Annotated in this window: 15 protein-coding genes; 5 read left to right on the top strand and 10 right to left on the bottom strand. The window is 61.4% G+C overall.

The window, feature by feature from the left end; genetic code table 11:
• Nucleotides 1-27: 27 nt before the first annotated feature.
• The 8 genes from ATJ93_RS19545 to ATJ93_RS19510 all read right to left on the bottom strand — a co-directional run bounded on the left by ATJ93_RS19545 (nucleotide 28) and on the right by ATJ93_RS19510 (nucleotide 8,673).
• Nucleotides 28-1,128, bottom strand: coding sequence for a mandelate racemase/muconate lactonizing enzyme family protein (locus tag ATJ93_RS19545; protein ID WP_120246512.1), 1,101 nt, complete (start codon nucleotides 1,126-1,128; stop codon nucleotides 28-30).
• A gap of 102 nt (nucleotides 1,129-1,230) precedes the next feature.
• Nucleotides 1,231-3,453: an LUD domain-containing protein gene (locus ATJ93_RS19540; RefSeq protein ID WP_120246331.1), complete on the bottom strand. Its 2,223-nt coding sequence runs from the start codon at nucleotides 3,451-3,453 to the stop codon at nucleotides 1,231-1,233.
• Nucleotides 3,446-3,913, bottom strand: a complete 468-nt coding sequence (locus ATJ93_RS19535; protein ID WP_245977716.1) for an LUD domain-containing protein — start codon at nucleotides 3,911-3,913, stop codon at nucleotides 3,446-3,448. Before ATJ93_RS19535 ends, ATJ93_RS19540 begins: the two co-directional genes overlap by 8 nt.
• A 168-nt stretch (nucleotides 3,914-4,081) precedes the next feature.
• Nucleotides 4,082-4,513 (bottom strand): universal stress protein, encoded by a 432-nt coding sequence (locus ATJ93_RS19530; RefSeq protein ID WP_120246329.1) that lies wholly within the window; start codon nucleotides 4,511-4,513, stop codon nucleotides 4,082-4,084.
• 83 nt (nucleotides 4,514-4,596) lie between these two features.
• The gene (locus tag ATJ93_RS19525; RefSeq protein WP_120246328.1) at nucleotides 4,597-5,622 is read right to left on the bottom strand and encodes an NAD(P)-dependent alcohol dehydrogenase; all 1,026 of its coding nucleotides are present in this window, start codon (nucleotides 5,620-5,622) and stop codon (nucleotides 4,597-4,599) included.
• 223 nt (nucleotides 5,623-5,845) lie between these two features.
• Complete coding sequence (locus ATJ93_RS19520; RefSeq protein ID WP_120246327.1) at nucleotides 5,846-7,150, bottom strand: TRAP transporter large permease; 1,305 nt, start codon at nucleotides 7,148-7,150, stop codon at nucleotides 5,846-5,848.
• Nucleotides 7,143-7,616, bottom strand: coding sequence for a TRAP transporter small permease (locus ATJ93_RS19515; RefSeq protein ID WP_245977747.1), 474 nt, complete (start codon nucleotides 7,614-7,616; stop codon nucleotides 7,143-7,145). Before ATJ93_RS19515 ends, ATJ93_RS19520 begins: the two co-directional genes overlap by 8 nt.
• Nucleotides 7,617-7,776: 160 nt before the next feature.
• A complete protein-coding gene (locus ATJ93_RS19510) occupies nucleotides 7,777-8,673 on the bottom strand; it encodes a TRAP transporter substrate-binding protein (RefSeq protein ID WP_120246325.1) in 897 nt (298 codons plus the stop codon).
• A gap of 539 nt (nucleotides 8,674-9,212) precedes the next feature.
• Here ATJ93_RS19510 and ATJ93_RS19505 point away from each other — a divergent pair.
• Both ATJ93_RS19505 and ATJ93_RS19500 read left to right on the top strand, forming a co-directional pair.
• Nucleotides 9,213-10,175: a mannonate dehydratase gene (locus ATJ93_RS19505; protein WP_120246511.1), complete on the top strand. Its 963-nt coding sequence runs from the start codon at nucleotides 9,213-9,215 to the stop codon at nucleotides 10,173-10,175.
• A 221-nt stretch (nucleotides 10,176-10,396) separates the two neighbouring features.
• Nucleotides 10,397-11,170, top strand: coding sequence for an IclR family transcriptional regulator (locus ATJ93_RS19500; RefSeq protein ID WP_120246324.1), 774 nt, complete (start codon nucleotides 10,397-10,399; stop codon nucleotides 11,168-11,170).
• 36 nt (nucleotides 11,171-11,206) lie between these two features.
• Here the strand turns inward: ATJ93_RS19500 and ATJ93_RS19495 are convergent, their stop codons facing one another.
• Nucleotides 11,207-11,950, bottom strand: a complete 744-nt coding sequence (locus ATJ93_RS19495; protein ID WP_120246323.1) for an SDR family NAD(P)-dependent oxidoreductase — start codon at nucleotides 11,948-11,950, stop codon at nucleotides 11,207-11,209.
• Nucleotides 11,951-12,750: 800 nt separating this feature from the next.
• Between ATJ93_RS19495 and ATJ93_RS19490 the strand changes: the two genes are divergently transcribed.
• Both ATJ93_RS19490 and ATJ93_RS19485 read left to right on the top strand, forming a co-directional pair.
• Nucleotides 12,751-13,926, top strand: coding sequence for a mandelate racemase family protein (locus tag ATJ93_RS19490; protein ID WP_120246322.1), 1,176 nt, complete (start codon nucleotides 12,751-12,753; stop codon nucleotides 13,924-13,926).
• Between the two features lie 6 nt (nucleotides 13,927-13,932).
• Nucleotides 13,933-15,030, top strand: a complete 1,098-nt coding sequence (locus tag ATJ93_RS19485) for a Gfo/Idh/MocA family protein (RefSeq protein ID WP_120246321.1) — start codon at nucleotides 13,933-13,935, stop codon at nucleotides 15,028-15,030.
• 72 nt (nucleotides 15,031-15,102) lie between these two features.
• On the opposite strand, the gene ATJ93_RS19480 is transcribed toward ATJ93_RS19485, so the two are convergent.
• The gene (locus ATJ93_RS19480; RefSeq protein WP_120246320.1) at nucleotides 15,103-15,909 is read right to left on the bottom strand and encodes an SDR family NAD(P)-dependent oxidoreductase; all 807 of its coding nucleotides are present in this window, start codon (nucleotides 15,907-15,909) and stop codon (nucleotides 15,103-15,105) included.
• Nucleotides 15,910-16,112: 203 nt separating this feature from the next.
• Here ATJ93_RS19480 and ATJ93_RS19475 point away from each other — a divergent pair, with 203 nt between their 5' ends.
• On the top strand, nucleotides 16,113-16,877 hold the full coding sequence (locus ATJ93_RS19475; RefSeq protein ID WP_120246319.1) for an IclR family transcriptional regulator: 765 nt from the start codon (nucleotides 16,113-16,115) through the stop codon (nucleotides 16,875-16,877).
• Nucleotides 16,878-16,937: the final 60 nt, after the last annotated feature.

The raw sequence follows: 16,937 nt of genomic DNA, 5'->3' as shown, positions 1-16,937 counted from the left end.
TCGAGTCGTCGATCTATCCGGCAGCTCTCACGCGGTCCGATACTGGTCTACGTCCGCAAACGACAGTCCGTGTCCCGGGCGGTCCGGCGGCGTGATCCGACCGTTGTCGACCGCAACCGGTTCCGCGAGAAGTTCGTCGAGAACGGTCGAGTGGTGTTCGATGACCGGAACAGTATCGCACGCGCAGGCGAGGTGTGCGTGGATCGGTTCGATGTAGTGGGGCGACACGGAGAGTCCGTTCGCAACCGCTTGCTCTGCGACGGTCATCCACGGCGTGATACCGCCGACACGGCAGACGTCCGGCTGCAAATAGTCGACTGCATTGCGGTCGATTACCTGCCGGAACTGCGTCTCGTTGTAGAAGTTTTCTCCCGTGGCGATCGGCACATCAACGCGACGGCGGAGATCAGCGTACGAAGCGTAATCGCCCTTGGGGAGCGGTTCTTCGAACCAGGTGATCGCGGTGTCATCGAGTCGGTTCGCCAACTGGCGTGCTTCCGGGACGGTGTACGAGCAGTTGCCGTCGAGCATGAGATCCAGTTCCTCGGGAAGCGTCTCTCGGACCGCACGGACCCGCTCGACGTCTCGGTCGATCGCCGAGCCGACCTTCATCTTCATCCCGGCAAACCCGCGGTCGGCGACCTTCCGTGCATTTTCGACGAGGGTATCGGCGTTGTACTGGAGCCAACCGCCGTCGGTCTCGTACATCGGCACCGGCTCTCTGGTTCCGCCGAGCAGTTCGCACAGCGGCAAGCCGGTGTGCTTGCCGAGCAGGTCCCAAATCGCGATGTCAACCGCGGCAACGGCGAACTCGCTGATCCCTTCGCGTCCGATGAACGTCGTCTCACCCCGCAGGGATGACCGAACGGTGCGCGGAGCGATCGGCTGCCCCTCCACAAGCGGCACGAGTTCGTCGTCGAGGAACCGCTTCACCGCCGCACCGCCGCGACCGATCGTGTACGTGAACCCGAGGCCCCGATGGCCGTCGTCGGATTCAGCGGTGAGCGCGACGATCTCCAACGTATCGAACGACTGGGTCGCATCCTCGAGCGTCTGTTCGTTCGGAACTCGATAGAGGGCCGTCTCGACGGTCTGGATGGTTCCAGTACTCGCTGCTGACTCGCTCATCTCTCGTTCGGGGATCCACTTCTTGCAACAAAATAGTTCGGGCTCGAGCGCGGATTCGCGGTAGCGATCCCGCACGGTCGCGAATCACGAGGGGTCTGTCGATTACCGCCCAGCCGGATTGACCGGATCGAGGAGTTCGATCGGATGGCGGGTTCCCGGCGACAGGAGCGCGTCGAGTTGCTCCGTACAAGACGTTCCGCTGGCGACGACCGTTCGCTCGTCTACCGCTCCCTCGAACTGTTCGGCGAGGTGTTCGCCGACGTCCATACTGAGTTCGTAGTACTCGCTCTTGTAGCCGAAGCTGCCGGCCATGCCGCAGCACTCCACGTCCGAGGTGAGCACGTCGTATCCGAGCCGCTTCAGGACCGCCTCCGTGTACGATTCGAGACCGAGCGTTCGCTGCTGACAGTGGCTATGGTATGCGACCCCCTCGCCGTCACCTGCTGTCAGAGCGTCGGGGTTCGCACCGTTTTCCAGCAGTCCGTAGACGAACTCGAGAATTTCGTAACTCCCGTCGGCGAGCCGTTCCTGCTGCTCGGCGGGGAGTAACTTCTCGTACTCGCGGCGGAACATCGCCAGGTCGCTCGGCTCGACGACGACGACGTCGTAATCGGCCTCGAGGTACGCGAGAAGCGACGATGCGACGTTCTCTGCTTTCTCCGTCGCCGTCGCGACCATTCCCTGAGAGAGCGGCGCGCGTCCGGAGCCACCGACGTCCGGAACGACCACTTCGCAGCCGAGCGCCTCGAGGACGCGGACGGCGGCCTTGCCGCGCTCGGTTCGGACGTAGTTCGTGTAGACGTCCGGATACAGAGCAACGCGACGGACCGGGTCCTCGACGGTCGTATCCCGATCGATGGCCCATTCGCGCAACGTCGTCCGCTCGAAGGTCGGCAGGTCGCGTCTGGTGTCGATCCCGAGCGTCGTCTCCATCGCCTTCCGGGCGACGCCGGTGGCGGCGACGACGTTCGAGAGAGGAGCTGTCGCGCTGCCGAGCTTCGCGACGGTCTCGAAGTTCCCGAAGAAGCGCTTGCGGAGGGGCGTCCCGCTCGCCTCCTCGTCGGGGACCAAGCCGTCGACCAACAGATCGTCGAACCCGGGGTCCTTACCCCGATTGATGCGGTCGCGGACGACCGTATTGATCCAGGGAATGTCGATCTTCACCGGGCACGCGTTCACGCAGCGCGAGCAGCCGGTACAGAGATCGTTGAACTCCTCGGCGACGTCCAACCCTTCGATTCCGGCTTCCCAGCCCGTGGCGATACCGCCCGTATACGTCTCGCCGCCGAAGGCGTGGCCGCCGACCGACTGGAAGTTCGCACACGAGTTCGCGCAGGCCCCACACCGGATGCAGTACAGCGTCTCGCGGAGGTCGTCGTCCTGTCGCATCCTGCGCCGACCGTTGTCGACGAGCACGAGGTGGAAATCCCGGTCCGCGTCGCCGTTCCCGAATGCGGGCTCGTCTTCACGATCGAAGTCTATCGTCGGCGTCTCGACCGGGGGCGTCAGGATCGACAGATACTGCGGGATGTCCTGCCCGGTTGCCGATCGGGAAATGAGTTCCGCGAACGGCTCGAGTTCGTCGATCGACGGGATGATCTTCTCGATTCCGGCGACGGCGACGTGCGTATCGGGAATCGACGCGCACTTGCGGGCGTTTCCCTCATTGGTCACCAGTGCGATCGATCCGCTCTCGGCCATGACGAAGTTCGCTCCCGTGATGCCGACGTCGGCGTCGTCGATACGCTCGCCGAGGAACTCCCGGGCGAACGCCGTCAGCTTCTGCGCGGAGTCGAGCGACTCGTCCGGGTCGAACTCGCGTTCGAACAGTTCCGTGATCTCTTCGCGGGACTTGTGCAGCGAGGGCCCGACGATGTGCGACGGCGCCTCCTCGGCAACCTGGATGACGAATTCACCCAAGTCCGTCTCCCAAACGTCGAGGTCGGCGGCCTCGAGGGCGTCGTTCAATTCGATCTCTTCGGTCGTCATCGACTTCGATTTCACGACGCTGTCGGCGTCTTTCTCCGCCAGCGTCTCCCGGATGTACCGGTTCGCGTCGGCGGCGGTGTCCGCGACGTACACCGTCCCGCCGTTGGCTTCGACGGCGTCCCTGGTCCGGCGGATCAGATCCGGGAGGCGCTCGATCGCCTCCTCCTTGATCTCCCGCGCTCTGGTTCGGTTCCGATCGTGTGCGTCCGCGCCGACTCCATCGACCGCGTCGTACCGCTCGGCGTTGAACAGGCGCGTATTTTCCTTGATCTCGTCGCTCTCCGTCTCGAGTAACGTACGAATGCGGTCAGCATTCAGTCGTGATGAGTCACTCATTGTCGGTGACGATGACGATGTGGACGTGTTCGGGTCCGTGGACCCCCTGGACGAGCTCGCCCATGTCGCCGGTCGAGCTCGGACCGGTCGCGAGGATGAACGACTGTCGTCCCGCCTCGAACTCGGACCGAATCCACCCGAAGGCATCCGAGAGGTCCGCTCTGATGTCGCGCTCCCTGACGACGACCACGTGTTGCTCCGGGTACAGCGCCACGAATTCGTCGCCTTCCGGGCGCGATTCCACGGCAACGGTCCCCAGCGAGGCGATACCCAGCCGAGACCCGGTGACTCCCGTAACGGCCTCCCGAAGCTGTGCAGGTGACGGGTCGAGCGTTACCGGTGCGTCCGAGAGGGAAAGACCGTCGAACGGGAGTTCGGCCCCGACGGCGGGAATCTCGATTCGGTCCGCGAGTTCGGACTCGAACTCGTCGGACGGGACGACGGTCGATGACGCGTTCAATTGTGACAGCGAGCGCTGAAATTCGCGTATCGTTTCTGTACTCGTATTGGCGTTCATTGACCCTTCAAAGATCAGCCTTGTAGCGTGATTTTCGATCGGCGATTCGATCCTCGAATCGCGTGTGAATTCGATAGCACCGTCTCCGTTCGACCTTCGCTCCAGCGTTGACTACGTCTCTTGTTCGGTAACCGTGACGACGGGCCGATCCGTGTTGAGGAGGATCGATTGCGTTACGCTCCCGAAGACGGCCTTTCCGACCGGTGACCGGGATCGGCCACCGACGACGAGGTAGCGGGCGTCGACCTCGTCCGCGTACTCGACGACCTTCTTGCCGGGATTTCCAACTCGTCCGACGATCTCGTAGTCGGAAGAGACCACCTCCTCGATTCCTGACGCAGCCCGCGCAGCCTCGTTGTCTTCGACGGACCCCGTCCCGGTGTCTCGCATGTCGGATTGTTTTTCGACGATCCTCGTGTACTCGGTTTCTTCGATGACGTGCACGAAGTGGAGTTCGTCGCCGAACGCTCGTGCCAGTTTGTCCGCCTCTGCAGCGATGGCGAGAGACTGATCAGAGTCACTGATCGCCGCGACGATGACCATACCGTAAGATGTGTCCGTTATAGTATAAATGTTCGCCCGAGTTCCGGAGACGGCTCGGAGTCGAGTCGGACGCAGTGATCAGCTTAATCCATCGTGATCATCCCTTTCACCACGTCGGGTTCTTTGGCCCGCTCGAACGCGTCGCCGATGCGATCGATGGGAAGTTCAACGTCGATCGTTCCCGCCGCATCGATCCGGCCGGCCTCGAGGAGGGAGATCGCCGTCGAGTAGGTGTTCGCGAACCGATAGCTCCCGCGGACGTCGACCTGCCGCCGGACGAGTTCGAAGGTGTCGACCGGGACCGTCTCGTTGGGTGCGAGCCCGACCAAGACCGCGGTCCCGTCCGGCCGCGGCGCCTCGAGAGCCGATTCGATAGCCGGCGGCGAACCGGTCGCCTCGATCGCAACGTCGACGCCGGCGCCGAACTCGTCGCGGACCGCCGCCGCGACATCCGCTTCCCGGTTGTCGATCGCGAGATCCGCGCCCCGATCGGCAGCTCGCTCTAACTTCGCGGGAATGATGTCGACGACCGCTATATTCGCAGCGCCGGCCGCCCTCGCGACGTCCATCGCGAGAAGGCCGATGGGACCCGCACCGGTGACGAGTACGGTATCACCCACCTCGACGTCGGCTCGTCGGACGGCTTGAATGCCGACGCTCACCGGTTCGCACAGCGCGCCCTCACGGGTGGAGACTGACGGCGGGAGCGTGTGGACGTAGTCCGCCGGCCAGGCGACGTACTCCCGGAACGCGCCGTCGGTACCCGGCGTCGCCATAAACGCCACGTCCGGACACAGGTTGTACCGCCCGCTGCGACAATAGTCACACTGCTCGCAGGGAATCCCCGGTTCGATCGCGACCGCGTCGCCGACGGCAACGTCGACGACGTCGCGGCCGGTTTCGACGACCCGACCCGCGCTTTCGTGACCGAGCACGAGCGGCTCGTCGACGGTCCGGTCACCCATCCGGCCGTGATCGTACCAGTGAACGTCCGAACCGCAGATGCCGACGTTGCGTACCTCGACGAGAACCTCCGACGGACCGGGTTCTGGCTGCTCTCGAGTCCGGACCTCCATCGTTCCCGCGTCGACGAGCGTCGCGGCTTTCATCGTATCCGCTCCGTGGTCATGGATAGTTGTACGATAACTCGGCACATTATTCTTTCCGACGAACCGATCGTCTGGTCGGCTCGAGATCGTTTCACGCTCTCGAATGCGTGCGCAAGCGTCGATTCGGATGTGGGTACGATGCGGCGACGAGTCACCGAGCTATCGTTGATGTTCTCGCGAGAGGTCAAGAGAAGTCGAGTCCGGCCGGGAAGGAAGTCGGCCGTCAGCTCCCCATCAGCTCCGTTGCCGGGTACGTGACGATCTCGGGGACGAAAATCGTCAGCAACAGCACCGCAAGGATCGGCACGTAGTAGGGCAGGACGCCCTTTATCGCCTCCTCGAGGGTGGCGTCGGTCACCTTCTCGAGGACAAAGAGGATGACGCCGAACGGCGGGGTAAGCAGCCCTAACATCAGCGTGAGGATCATCACGATCCCGAAGTGGAGCGGATCAATACCTGTGAGATCGAGGATGGGCATGAAGATCGGGACGAGGATGGTGATCGCGGCGATCGTCTCCATGAACGTCCCGACGATCAACAGGAGCCCGACCAGCAGGAGGATGACGATCGTGGGGTCGTTAGAGAAGGCCGTGATCGAGTCGGCCATCAGGATCGGGAGGCGAAGCTGCAGGGCGACGAGGCCGTATAGCGATGCGATACCGACGATGAACGTCAGCGAGAACGTCTCGACCATCCCGTACTGGAGCTCCTCGAAGAGCCCCCTGAGGGTGAGCTCATTGTAGACGAACATCCCCAGGAGGATGGTGTAGACGACAGCGATGGCGCCTGCCTCGGTGGCGGTGAACGTCCCCGTCAGAATCCCGCCGATAATGAGGATCGGCGCGAACAGCGGGAACACTGCCTCCTTTAGACACGCCCAGAAGGTCTCGAGGTCGAAGGTATCCTCGGTGTCGTAGCCTCGTCTGTAGACGAAGAAAAACACGAGGGCCATGATGAACAGGCCGATGAGGATTCCGGGAAGGATACCGCCGAGGAACAGCTGGCCGATTGACTCCTCAGCGAGGACGGCGTAGATAATAATCGGGACGCTCGGCGGGATAATGGGGCCGATGATAGCCGACGATCCCGTAACGCCGAGCGAAATGTCCTTCTCGTACCCTTGATCGCGCATCGCAGTGTACTCAACGCGCCCGAGTCCCGCTGCGTCCGCGACGGCCAGCCCGGACATGCCCGAGAAGATCATGCTCGCGACGATGTTAACGTGGGCGATTCCGCCGCGGAACTGGCCGACCATGGCGTTTGCTAGATCGAAGATCCGCTGTGTCATGCCAATCCGGTTCATCAACCGCCCCAGAAGGAGGTAGAATGGGATCGCAAGCAGTGTGAAGCTGTTGAGCCCGTAGAGCAACTGCTGAGCGATGACGCCGTAGTTGAGTCCCCGACCGAACGGCGAAATCATCACAAGGACGCAGGTCGCGCCCATCGCGATCCCGACGGGAACACCGAGCGCGTACATGGCGAGCAGCGCACCGAGGAACAGGACCCCGATCAGTAGGAGCTCACTCATCGGTCGTCCCCTCCTCAAGCTGCCTCTCGACAGTCTCTTCAAGGCTCTCGGTTCCAAGACCTCGTATCAGCTGAACGATATCGAGGAGGGCGTAGATCAGCATTAACCCGACGCCCACGGCGATTCCAAGGTAAAGATGTCCTGAGGTAACGAATCCGATCCCGCCGATCGACGTTGCCCAGTCGTTGATCGCCGTAGTAGCGGTCCCGCGGAGGGCGATCAATAGGAATCCAACGACGATCAGATCACCCAAAAGTCGAACGGTGAGGCCGATCCGCGGACTCCACTTTGTGAGCCGCTCGAGGAGAAATCGGATCGAGATATGTTCGTTGTTTCGAACGGCGACAGCGGCGCCGAGGTACGTCGCGACGATGAGGACGAATCGGGCCGCCGGTTCGGTCCAGTGCAGGAAGCCGAACGTCGGGAGGTTCAGCCAGCGGATGAAGACCTGAAGCGTCGTCAACACGATCGTGAGCGTAAACAACGCGGTCGCGCTGTAGAGGACGACCCTATCGAACAGGTGTTCGCGCTTCAGATCGAGCGATTGGTCGATTTCCATTGTTAGGGTGCTGAGTTTCAGTTGTCACCTGTGCATTTGCGCTGCGGTTCGATCGTTGTCCGCTGAATCACATGTTTCGGACAGTGTCCCAGTCGAAGGCCCACGTGTCCTCGAACAGTTGCTCGACGGCCGGCTCGGCTTCCGCCTGGAAGGCCTCATTGTCAACGTCATCGACGATCTCCATCCCCTCGCTTTCGAGTTCGTCGATGAGTTCCTCTTCGCGATTCTGAGACTCCTCGGCGGCCTCTTGTGTCGCCTCCTGACCGACTTCCATGATCAGGTCTTGGTACGTCTCGTCGAGTCCCTGGTAGAAGGACTCGTTGATGTAGATGTTCCCATTGGCGATGAGGTGTCCCGTTAGGCTCAGGTGACTCTGGACCTCGTGGAGGTTGAACGAACTGATCTGTTCAGCCCCACCCTCAGAGGCATCGGCCGTGCCCTGCTCGAGGGCACTGTACAGTTCGTCCAGCGCAACCGGGGTCGGCGACGCCCCGACTTCCTCCCAGATCTGGACCCAGGGGTCCAACTCCGGAAGTCGCAGGTTGAGCCCGTCGACGTCGTCAGGCGTTCGGATCGGCGTGTTCGACGTGAAGTGACGGGCGCCGCGATAGATCTGTTGCCCGATCGGACGCTGGTTGCCGTTCTCGACGAGCGCGTCGTGTGCCTCCTGCATCTCGTCGCTCTCGAGTACGGAAAGCAACTGGTCGTAGTCCGAGAGCACAAACGGGCAGCCGAAGAACCAGTACTCCGATGCGAACTGGAAGTACGGGAAACTTCCCGCCGAGTGCGCTTCGACGCCCCCCTGACTGACGATCTCGCCGATCTCGTCCTCCGATCCGTAAGCGCCACCGGGACTGATTTCGACGGCAATATCGCCGTCGGACTCCTCCTCGATCCGTTCCTGGAAGTTCTCTGCGGCTTGGACGAGAATGTGGCCCGGTTCGAAGGTGCTGGCGATCGTCATCTGGACGTCGCCACCGCCGCCGTTACCACCGTTCCCGTTACCGGTACCACCATTCCCGTTGGAATCTTCTTGCCCCGCACAACCGGCGGTGAGAGCAACTGCACCGGTGCCGACACCCTTCAGTAGCGACCGCCGATCGATCCCAAGGCTACTATCTGACATGATTCATCACACAGATCCATGCTCTGGTATAAAAGTGTGGCGGAACAGGAGGATAGAACCGGGTTTGTATGAGTAGAGCAGCGCGACAACCGGCGGTTGAAGTACGTCTCGAGCCGAGACCAGATATCTATCGGGACCGACTCGACACAGAGTTAAATCCGTCCCTCGCGGTAGCACCACGCGTCTGATGTCTGACTGCCGTCGGCACGAGGCACTCCGCCGGTGACGAACGCATCGTTCCGCGCCAGAAACGGGATACAGTTGGCCACCTCTCGGACGGTCCCGTATCGGGCTATCGGCGTCCGTATACGACACGGACACCTGTGATCCAACCGATGAGAGAAAGATACTTGTAAATGGTCAGAATTCGTCCGTTCATGGTCAACCTCGCAGTAGTCTTACCACCGCAACCCGACGAGCGATGGCAGCTTGCGAAACAGATGGGCGTGACCAGCGCCGTCGTCCACACGCTCGAGATCGGCGACGGGAAAACGTCCTGGTCCTATCACGATCTGCTTCAATTGAAAAACTGGTACGAGGACGCCGGCCTCGAAATTAGCGTCATCGAGGGCAGCGTTCCGCTTACAGACCGCGTCAGGCTCGGATTAGAGGGGCGCGACGAAGATATCGAGGCGTTCAAGGAGTTTCTCAGGGATTGCGGACGACTCGATATCCCCGTCGTCTGTTACGACTGGATGGCCGGTGTCCGCTGGGCACGGACCGAATCCCACGTCGAGTCCCGTGGTGGCTCCCTCGTGACCGCCTACTCCGACGACCGGATGCACCGGAACGGTGCGGAGCCGGTCGTCGAGGCCTCACGCGAGCAGCTCTGGGACGCACTCGAGTACTTCCTGCAGGAAGTCGGCCCCGTCGCGGAGGAAGCGAGGGTGAAACTCGGACTCCACCCCGACGATCCCCCGCGGCCGTCCGTCGGCGGTGTTCCCCGGATCGTTACGAGCCCTGAAGCCTACGAGCGCGTCCTCGAGTGCTACGAGAGTGAGTACAACGGGATCACGTTCTGTCAGGGGAACTTCGCCGCAATGGGTGTCGACGTCCCGGAAACGATCCGGCGGTTCGGTGATCGGATCAACTTCGTCCACTTCCGCGACATCGAGGGTGATGCGGATGATTTCGTCGAGACGTGGCATGACGCGGGACCAACGGACATGCTCGCCGCGATGCGAGCCTATCAGGACGCGATCGACGACGATGTGCCGATCCGGCCGGATCACGTCCCGACAATGGCCGGCGAAGACAACTCGAACCCTGGGTATCACACGAACGGCCGGCTCTTCGCCATCGGCTACATGCGAGGCCTGCTCGAACAGAGCGAGCAGTAGCGCCGGCAAACCCGTCCCTCGATCAGCGAACGTACATGTGAGTATTCGTCTACCTGTTTTGCCGTACTGCTCGAGTCGAGCAAGCGACTACGAGCGAGGACGGCTCGCAAGACTCGTTCGGAAAGGACCGTGGAGAGCCCCGCTCACGTCGAACGCGTCTCATCCAGTATTGTTGGACAACTTCAAAAAGTAATATTTGAGAGGGAGTGTCATACGAAGACATGGGCAAAAACGGGTCGACGGGGTCGAACCGAGTGCAGGCGGTGACGAACGTCTTCGAGATCATCGAAGAAGTAGGAGAACTCGGTAGCTGCGGCGTTCGGGAGCTCGCGACGCACATGGATCTCCCGAAGAGCACGGTCCACGTCTACCTCAAGACGCTTGAGGAGATCGGATACGTAGTGAAACGGAACGGGGAGTACCGACTCAGCTTTCGCTTCCTGAACACGGGCGGGCAGGTACGACACAATAACAGACACTATCAGGCAGGGAGAAACGAAGTCGACGAACTCGCACGAACGACCGGCGAAGTCGCGACGATGGGCTGTGAAGAGCGGGGATACCGGGTCATGCTGTACCGGACGGAGCCAACGGGCGCTATCTTCAACAACGCACCGACCGGTGAGTATACGCGGATGCACTGGACGGCACTCGGCAAAGCGCTCCTGTCCCGGAAGTCCGCGGACGAAATCGAGGATATCGTCGATCGGCGCGGGTTACCGCAGGCGACGGAACATACGATCGTCGATCGCGACGCATTGCGGGAGGAGATCGAATCGATCCGCTCGCGAGGATACGCCGTCGAGAACGAAGAGCGTGTCGCGGGCGTCAAGTCGGTTGCCGTTCCGATCGAAACCGACGACGAGACGCCAGACGTTGCGATCTCGGTCGCCGGTCCGAAACACGACTTTGACGAGAACCGCATTCAGGAGGAGCTGCTGCCCGCGCTCCGAAACACCGCGAACGTCATCGAACTCAAGACGAAACACTACTGAGAGACGCCGCTGATGCCCTCTCTGGACCGGCGCGAATTACGCAGTTGACCCGCCATCGACGTGAACGATCTCTCCGGTCAGATACTCGGATCGATCGCTCGCCAGAAACACTGCGAGCGAACTGATATCTTCCGGCAACCCGAGCCGACCGTACGGGATCTCCGCGGCTCGCTCGTCAACCCACGACGGATCGCGCTCTCGGACCTCCTCGTTCAACGGCGTCTTCGTGGTTCCGGGTGCGATCCCTGTCACCGAAACCCCGTCGGGGCCGTAGTCGAGCGCAAGTTGCCGCACCAGCGCATCGAGACCCCCTTTACTGGCACAGTAGGCCGGTAAATTCGGGACACCGACCGAGCCCGCCTCCGACGATATGTGAATCAGCGTTCCCTCCGTTTCCATCAACGACGGAAGGACGTGTTTGCTTACACGCAATGCACCGAGCAGATTCACGTCGATAATGCGAATCAAATCCTCAGTATCGGCGTCGTGCAGACGGCCGCGGGCGATTGTTCCTGCGCTGTTGACGGCGACATCAATGGGACCGAATGCATCGATGGCGGCCGCGACTGCGCCTTCGACCGCCTCCTCGTCACAGACGTCGCACTCGATCGAAATGCAGTCGCTCGAAACAGACGCAGCAACGGCTTCGAGATCGTCGATCGACCGTGCGGCGATCGCGATATTCGCCCCGCAGTCGGCGTAAGCTTCGGCAATTGCGCGGCCGATTCCGCGACTCGCGCCAACGACGAACGCGTTTGTATCGGTCAAATCAGCTGCCATCGATTGTGTTTTGCATCGCCGCTGGAATAATCTAGGGGGTCAGCTCCCGTACTATAGCGGTTCGTAAATCAGCACGAGATATGACGAGTCACTGTCCAACATCGTTAGACGTGCTTCCCATCGGTTTGATCAGTATGTGGGATAGTAGCAAACGTGTTTTTGTGCACTGTTAACAATTAGTATTGAGGTGGACCGCACGGTCGGTGACCGCGGTATCGTTCGAATGTAGGAAGCAATTCGTCTGATAATGCTGGACAACAATTCGCGCAAGTGAACGGACGCAACTTGTGGACGATCGAGTCAGAAACTAATCACTCGAGCGGCATCAGAGTGGTTTACAAGGATGAATCCGCGAACGCGAACTATTCGCTACCCGTAGTATCGGTTAGCCGTCAATGGTGTGACTCCACTGACGGTTTCGTTCAACAGTGATAAACGCCGCTCGCAGCGGAGCGAGAGTGAGGTTGAGCTCAGACGACGAACACAACGATAATTTTTATACATTAGTACAGGTGTAAATTACGTGGAGGATCATCGCTGCGTATCGAGCCTCACTCTCCAGTCATCGGCAAGTCACTGGTCACCCCCATCAATCAATCTACCCCATAATGTCCCGTACGTTCGGCCCATTCGCATTTATGACCTAAGAGACGCCGTATTCCGTCTTGAAAAGGGAAACGTGGTGTCGAATCCGCGCAAATCGCCGGTATAGAGCGTTCATTATAATATAACATTTGAGCCCTATTGTTGAATGTCAGGTAGCGGGAGGATTTATAGTGCTGGTCGTTACACGGCATGGTATGGCACCGACGATCACACGGATCGAAAGTCGGGAATTCCAGTACCCGCTCGAGGACATCGGGACCGACGAGCACGGGTTCAATCTCGTCTACGAGCCCGGCGAGACGACGTGGCGGAAGCTGTTCGGCATCAAGATCTACACCGACGAGGGGATCACCGGCGAGTACGTCGGCGGGAACTCGCCCGGCGCGGCCCAGATCAACATGTTCGCCGACTATCTCGTCGGAAAGAACCCGCTCGAACGCGAGAAACACTGGAGCGAGATCAAGCGGGCGCTGCGAAAGTACGATCGGATGGGGATCGGGCCGATCGACATCGCGCTGTGGGACTTCGCCGGGAAGTACTACGACGCGCCGATCCACGAGTTGTTAGGCACGTATCGGACGGAGATTCCGGCCTACGCCTCGACCTACCACGGCGACGAAAACGGCGGCCTCGACTCGCCCGAGGCCTTCGCCGACTTCGCCGAGGAGTGTCTCGAGCGCGGGTTCCCGGGGTACAAGATCCACGGCTGGGGCGGCAGCGACGCGAGTCGCGACCTCGATCGCGAGATCGCGTCGATCGAAGCGGTCGGCGAACGAGTCGGCGACGAGATGGACCTCATGTTCGATCCAGCTTGCGAGTACGAGACGTTCGCCGACGCGCTCAAGGTCGGGCACGCGCTCGACGAACAGTGTTTCCTCTGGTACGAGGATCCCTACCGGGACGGCGGCATCTCCCAGCACGGCCACCGCAAGCTCCGGGAGCAACTCGAGACGCCGATCCTCCAGACGGAACACATTCGCGGCCTCGAGTCCCACGCCGATTTTGTCGCCAACGGCGGCACCGACTTCGTCCGTGCGGATCCCGAATACGACGCGGGGATTACGGGTGCGATGAAGGTCGTCCACATGGCCGAATCGTTCGGCCTGGACGTCGAGTTCCACGCGCCGGGGCCCGCCCAGCGCCACTGTATCGCGGCGACGCGGAACACGAACTACTACGAGATGGCGCTCGTTCATCCGGAGTGTCAGAACACCCAGCCGCCGGTGTACGAGGGCGGCTACTCCGATATGATGGATACCGTCGACGAGAACGGTCGCGTCACCGTTCCGGACGGCCCCGGGCTCGGCGTCGACTACGACTGGGACTACATCGAGGAGAATCAGACGGGTCAGTTACACGTCTACGAGTGATCCTCGATGACCTACACGGCAGGCATCATCGGGACGGGCGGCATCGCCGGCATGGGCATTCTCGGCATGCACGACGAGGAGCGGATCGGTCGCGAGAAGATCACGGCCAGCCACGCCGGCGGCTTCGAGGCGCAAGACGAGATCGAACTCGTCGCCGTCGCGGACGTCGACGAGGCGAACCTCGAGCAGTTCGGCGACGCGTGGGAGATTCCGCCCGATCGGCGGTACGTCGGCCACGAGGCGATGCTCGAGGCGGAGACGCTCGACATCGTCTCGGTCTGTACGCCCTCCTATCTCCACCACAAGCACGTCGTGGACGCGGCGCGGTCGGCCGCCGATCCCGATCTCATCTGGTGCGAGAAACCGATCGCCTCGTCGGTTACCGACGCCGATGAGATGGTCGCAGCCTGCGAGGAGACGGACACCGAACTGCTCGTGAACCACTCGTTTCGCTTCACCGAGAAACTCCAGCAGCTTCGGACCCTCGTTCAAGAAGAGGGAATCCTCGGCGAGCCGCTGTCGGTCACCACGCAGTTTCGCATGGAGTTACTCCGGAACTCGACGCATCTGCTCGATACGCTCGTCTACCTGCTCGACGCCCGCGCCGAAATCGTCTCAGGGTACGTGAACGGCACCAACGAGGCCGTCGATGACCTCGAGGCCGCCCGGGAGGTCGACGACGCCGGCGGCGGCGGCTTCGTCGTGATGGACGACGACACCTTCGTCACCATCGACTGTACGATCCCCCGCGACAGTTCCTCGATGACGCTGCAGTTCATCGGCGACGCGGGGAAACTGTACCTGAACAACGATGACGGCGAGTGGCGCTACTGGCGCCTCGAGGACGGCGAGCACGTCGAAGCACCCTTACGCGGTATCGATGGATCCTGGACTTGGGAGGACGATTACGAGCGCGCGTTCGCAAACGCCGCCGCCCACATCGTCGACGTGCTCGAGGGGCGAGCCGAAAACAGGTCGACGGGAGTCGAGGCGACTCGATCGCTCGAGATCATCATCGGTCTCTATCTCTCCCATCACTCGGGTGGCAAGGTAGAGATTCCGTTGGCGCGGCCGCTGCGAGACGTTCGCGTGACCTCGTGGTGAGTTGGTTGCGGTGAGTGGCTGAAGTGGCCTCAGGAGACAGTATCGAAATGGAGGAGCGTCGAATCCGGGCCGCTACTGGAGGTTTCCACCGCCGCTGACGCGGACGATCGTCCCGACGACGTACGACCCCGCGTCGCTACAGAGGTACAGGACCGCATTGGCGACGTCACGTGGCTGTCCAAGTCGACCCAGTGGCCGTTCGTTGCCCCACTCCTCGAGTACGTCCTCGGCGGTCCGGTCCGACTGCTCCGCGGCGATCTGCTCGGCTTCGTACCGGAGCTGGCGGGACTCGGTGACGTCCGTCGAGACGGCGTTCATTCGAATCCCTTCCTGTGCGAGCTCGTGTGCCATCCGCCACGTGAGCCCGTTGACCGCCGTTTTCGACGTTCCGTACAGGCCGCGCCCGCCCGTCCGTCGATCGGCCGTCTGGCTCGTCACGTTTACGATCGCTCCCTCGAGACCGCGTTCGAGCATGTGCTGTGCGACGAGTTGCGAGGCGTAAAACTGCGCGCGAACGTTGACGTGCATCGCCGTCTCCCAGTCTTCGAGGGGAGCCGTCACCATCGATTCCTCCTCGGGCCAGACCGCGGCGTTGTTGACGAGGACGGTGATCTCGCCGAACGCGTCGATCGAACGATCGACGAGTCTGTCGATTGCGTCGGGACTGGAGAGATCTGCCGGTACACCGATGACGCGTCCGTTGCCCACCTCGTCGAGTTCTGCGGCGGTTTCCTCGACGTCGTCCGTAGTCCGGGCATTGACGACGACGTTCGCATCAGCTTCGGCGAACGCTTTCGCGATGCCGCGGCCGATACCGCTGGTCGAGCCGGTAACGATCGCCGATTCCCCGCGGTAGTCGTACGTCGTCTGTCCGACCATACGAACCGTACGTCGAAGTGACATATATAACTACTCTCGAGACCCACTATAGCGTAGATTTCGCTCTGTGCTGTCTCGTACTACCTGCTGAGATCGTTGTAGATCCGAGCACACCTGATAGTCGGTTGATCTTTCACCCCATAATATATCGTTCTACGGTGTGGAACCAAGGTTTTTGTATAATGGATAACAATAGACACGGTATGTCCCCAAAAGCGGCCAACCCGATCAAATCGACGAAAACGACGTTTCGTATCATCGAGGCGCTCAAGGAACTCGACGGCGCCGGGGTGACGGAGCTCGCCGAACACCTCGAGCTACCCAAGAGCAACGTCCACAACTACCTCAGTACGCTCGAGGAGGAGGAGTACGTGGTCAAGGAGGGGACGACGTTTCACGTCGGCATTCGATTTCTGGAACTGGGTGCTTACGCCCGCAGCCGGCGGGACCTGTACGATATCGCCCGGCCGGAGATGGACAAGATCGCCGAGAAAGAAGGAGAGTTGGTAAACCTCCTCGTCGAGGAGCACGGTCGGGGGACCTACGTCTACCGCGTCGCCGGCGACGACGCCGTCGAGGTCGACGCCCACGTCGGGACACGGGTCTATCTCCACTGTACGGCGCTCGGAAAGGCGATTCTCGCACACATGCCCGAAGAGCGCGTCGAGAAGATTATCGACCAACACGGGCTGCCGAAGATCACCGAGAACACGATCACGGACCGGGAAGCTCTCTACGACCGACTCGAGCGGGTCCGCGAGCAGGGGGTCGCCTTCGACAGGGAGGAGCGACTCGAGGGGCTCTGCTGTGCCGCGGCGCCGATTCGCAGCGACAGCGGCCGCGTCCTCGGCGCGATCTCGATCTCCGGGCCGACGACCCGGGTACAGGGCGAACGCCTCGAGGAAGAGATTCCGTCGCTGCTCGAGCAGGCGACGAACGTAATCGAACTCAACATCACGTACTCCTGATCGACACGACTGTACTGCAGACACCAGCTAATACGAATCACTGCGCCTCGAGACGGTCCA

The organism is Halopiger aswanensis, assembly GCF_003610195.1.
GTDB lineage: Archaea > Halobacteriota > Halobacteria > Halobacteriales > Natrialbaceae > Halopiger > Halopiger aswanensis.
The sequence above is the reverse complement of the archived record's forward strand: the minus strand, read 5'-3'. Positions and strand labels throughout refer to the sequence as shown.

What these genes read in the sequence shown, in the direction of transcription:
- ATJ93_RS19490 (WP_120246322.1), top strand. Translation starts at nt 12,751, where the DNA reads ATGGCACCGACGATCACACGGATCGAAAGTCGGGAATTCCAGTACCCG.
- ATJ93_RS19500 (WP_120246324.1), top strand. Translation starts at nt 10,397, where the DNA reads ATGGGCAAAAACGGGTCGACGGGGTCGAACCGAGTGCAGGCGGTGACG.
- ATJ93_RS19545 (WP_120246512.1), bottom strand. Translation starts at nt 1,128, where the DNA reads ATGAGCGAGTCAGCAGCGAGTACTGGAACCATCCAGACCGTCGAGACG.
- ATJ93_RS19495 (WP_120246323.1), bottom strand. Translation starts at nt 11,950, where the DNA reads ATGGCAGCTGATTTGACCGATACAAACGCGTTCGTCGTTGGCGCGAGT.
- ATJ93_RS19525 (WP_120246328.1), bottom strand. Translation starts at nt 5,622, where the DNA reads ATGAAAGCCGCGACGCTCGTCGACGCGGGAACGATGGAGGTCCGGACT.
- ATJ93_RS19510 (WP_120246325.1), bottom strand. Translation starts at nt 8,673, where the DNA reads ATGACGATCGCCAGCACCTTCGAACCGGGCCACATTCTCGTCCAAGCC.
- ATJ93_RS19530 (WP_120246329.1), bottom strand. Translation starts at nt 4,513, where the DNA reads ATGGTCATCGTCGCGGCGATCAGTGACTCTGATCAGTCTCTCGCCATC.
- ATJ93_RS19505 (WP_120246511.1), top strand. Translation starts at nt 9,213, where the DNA reads ATGGTCAACCTCGCAGTAGTCTTACCACCGCAACCCGACGAGCGATGG.
- ATJ93_RS19485 (WP_120246321.1), top strand. Translation starts at nt 13,933, where the DNA reads ATGACCTACACGGCAGGCATCATCGGGACGGGCGGCATCGCCGGCATG.
- ATJ93_RS19520 (WP_120246327.1), bottom strand. Translation starts at nt 7,150, where the DNA reads ATGAGTGAGCTCCTACTGATCGGGGTCCTGTTCCTCGGTGCGCTGCTC.
- ATJ93_RS19540 (WP_120246331.1), bottom strand. Translation starts at nt 3,453, where the DNA reads ATGAGTGACTCATCACGACTGAATGCTGACCGCATTCGTACGTTACTC.
- ATJ93_RS19480 (WP_120246320.1), bottom strand. Translation starts at nt 15,909, where the DNA reads ATGGTCGGACAGACGACGTACGACTACCGCGGGGAATCGGCGATCGTT.
- ATJ93_RS19475 (WP_120246319.1), top strand. Translation starts at nt 16,113, where the DNA reads ATGTCCCCAAAAGCGGCCAACCCGATCAAATCGACGAAAACGACGTTT.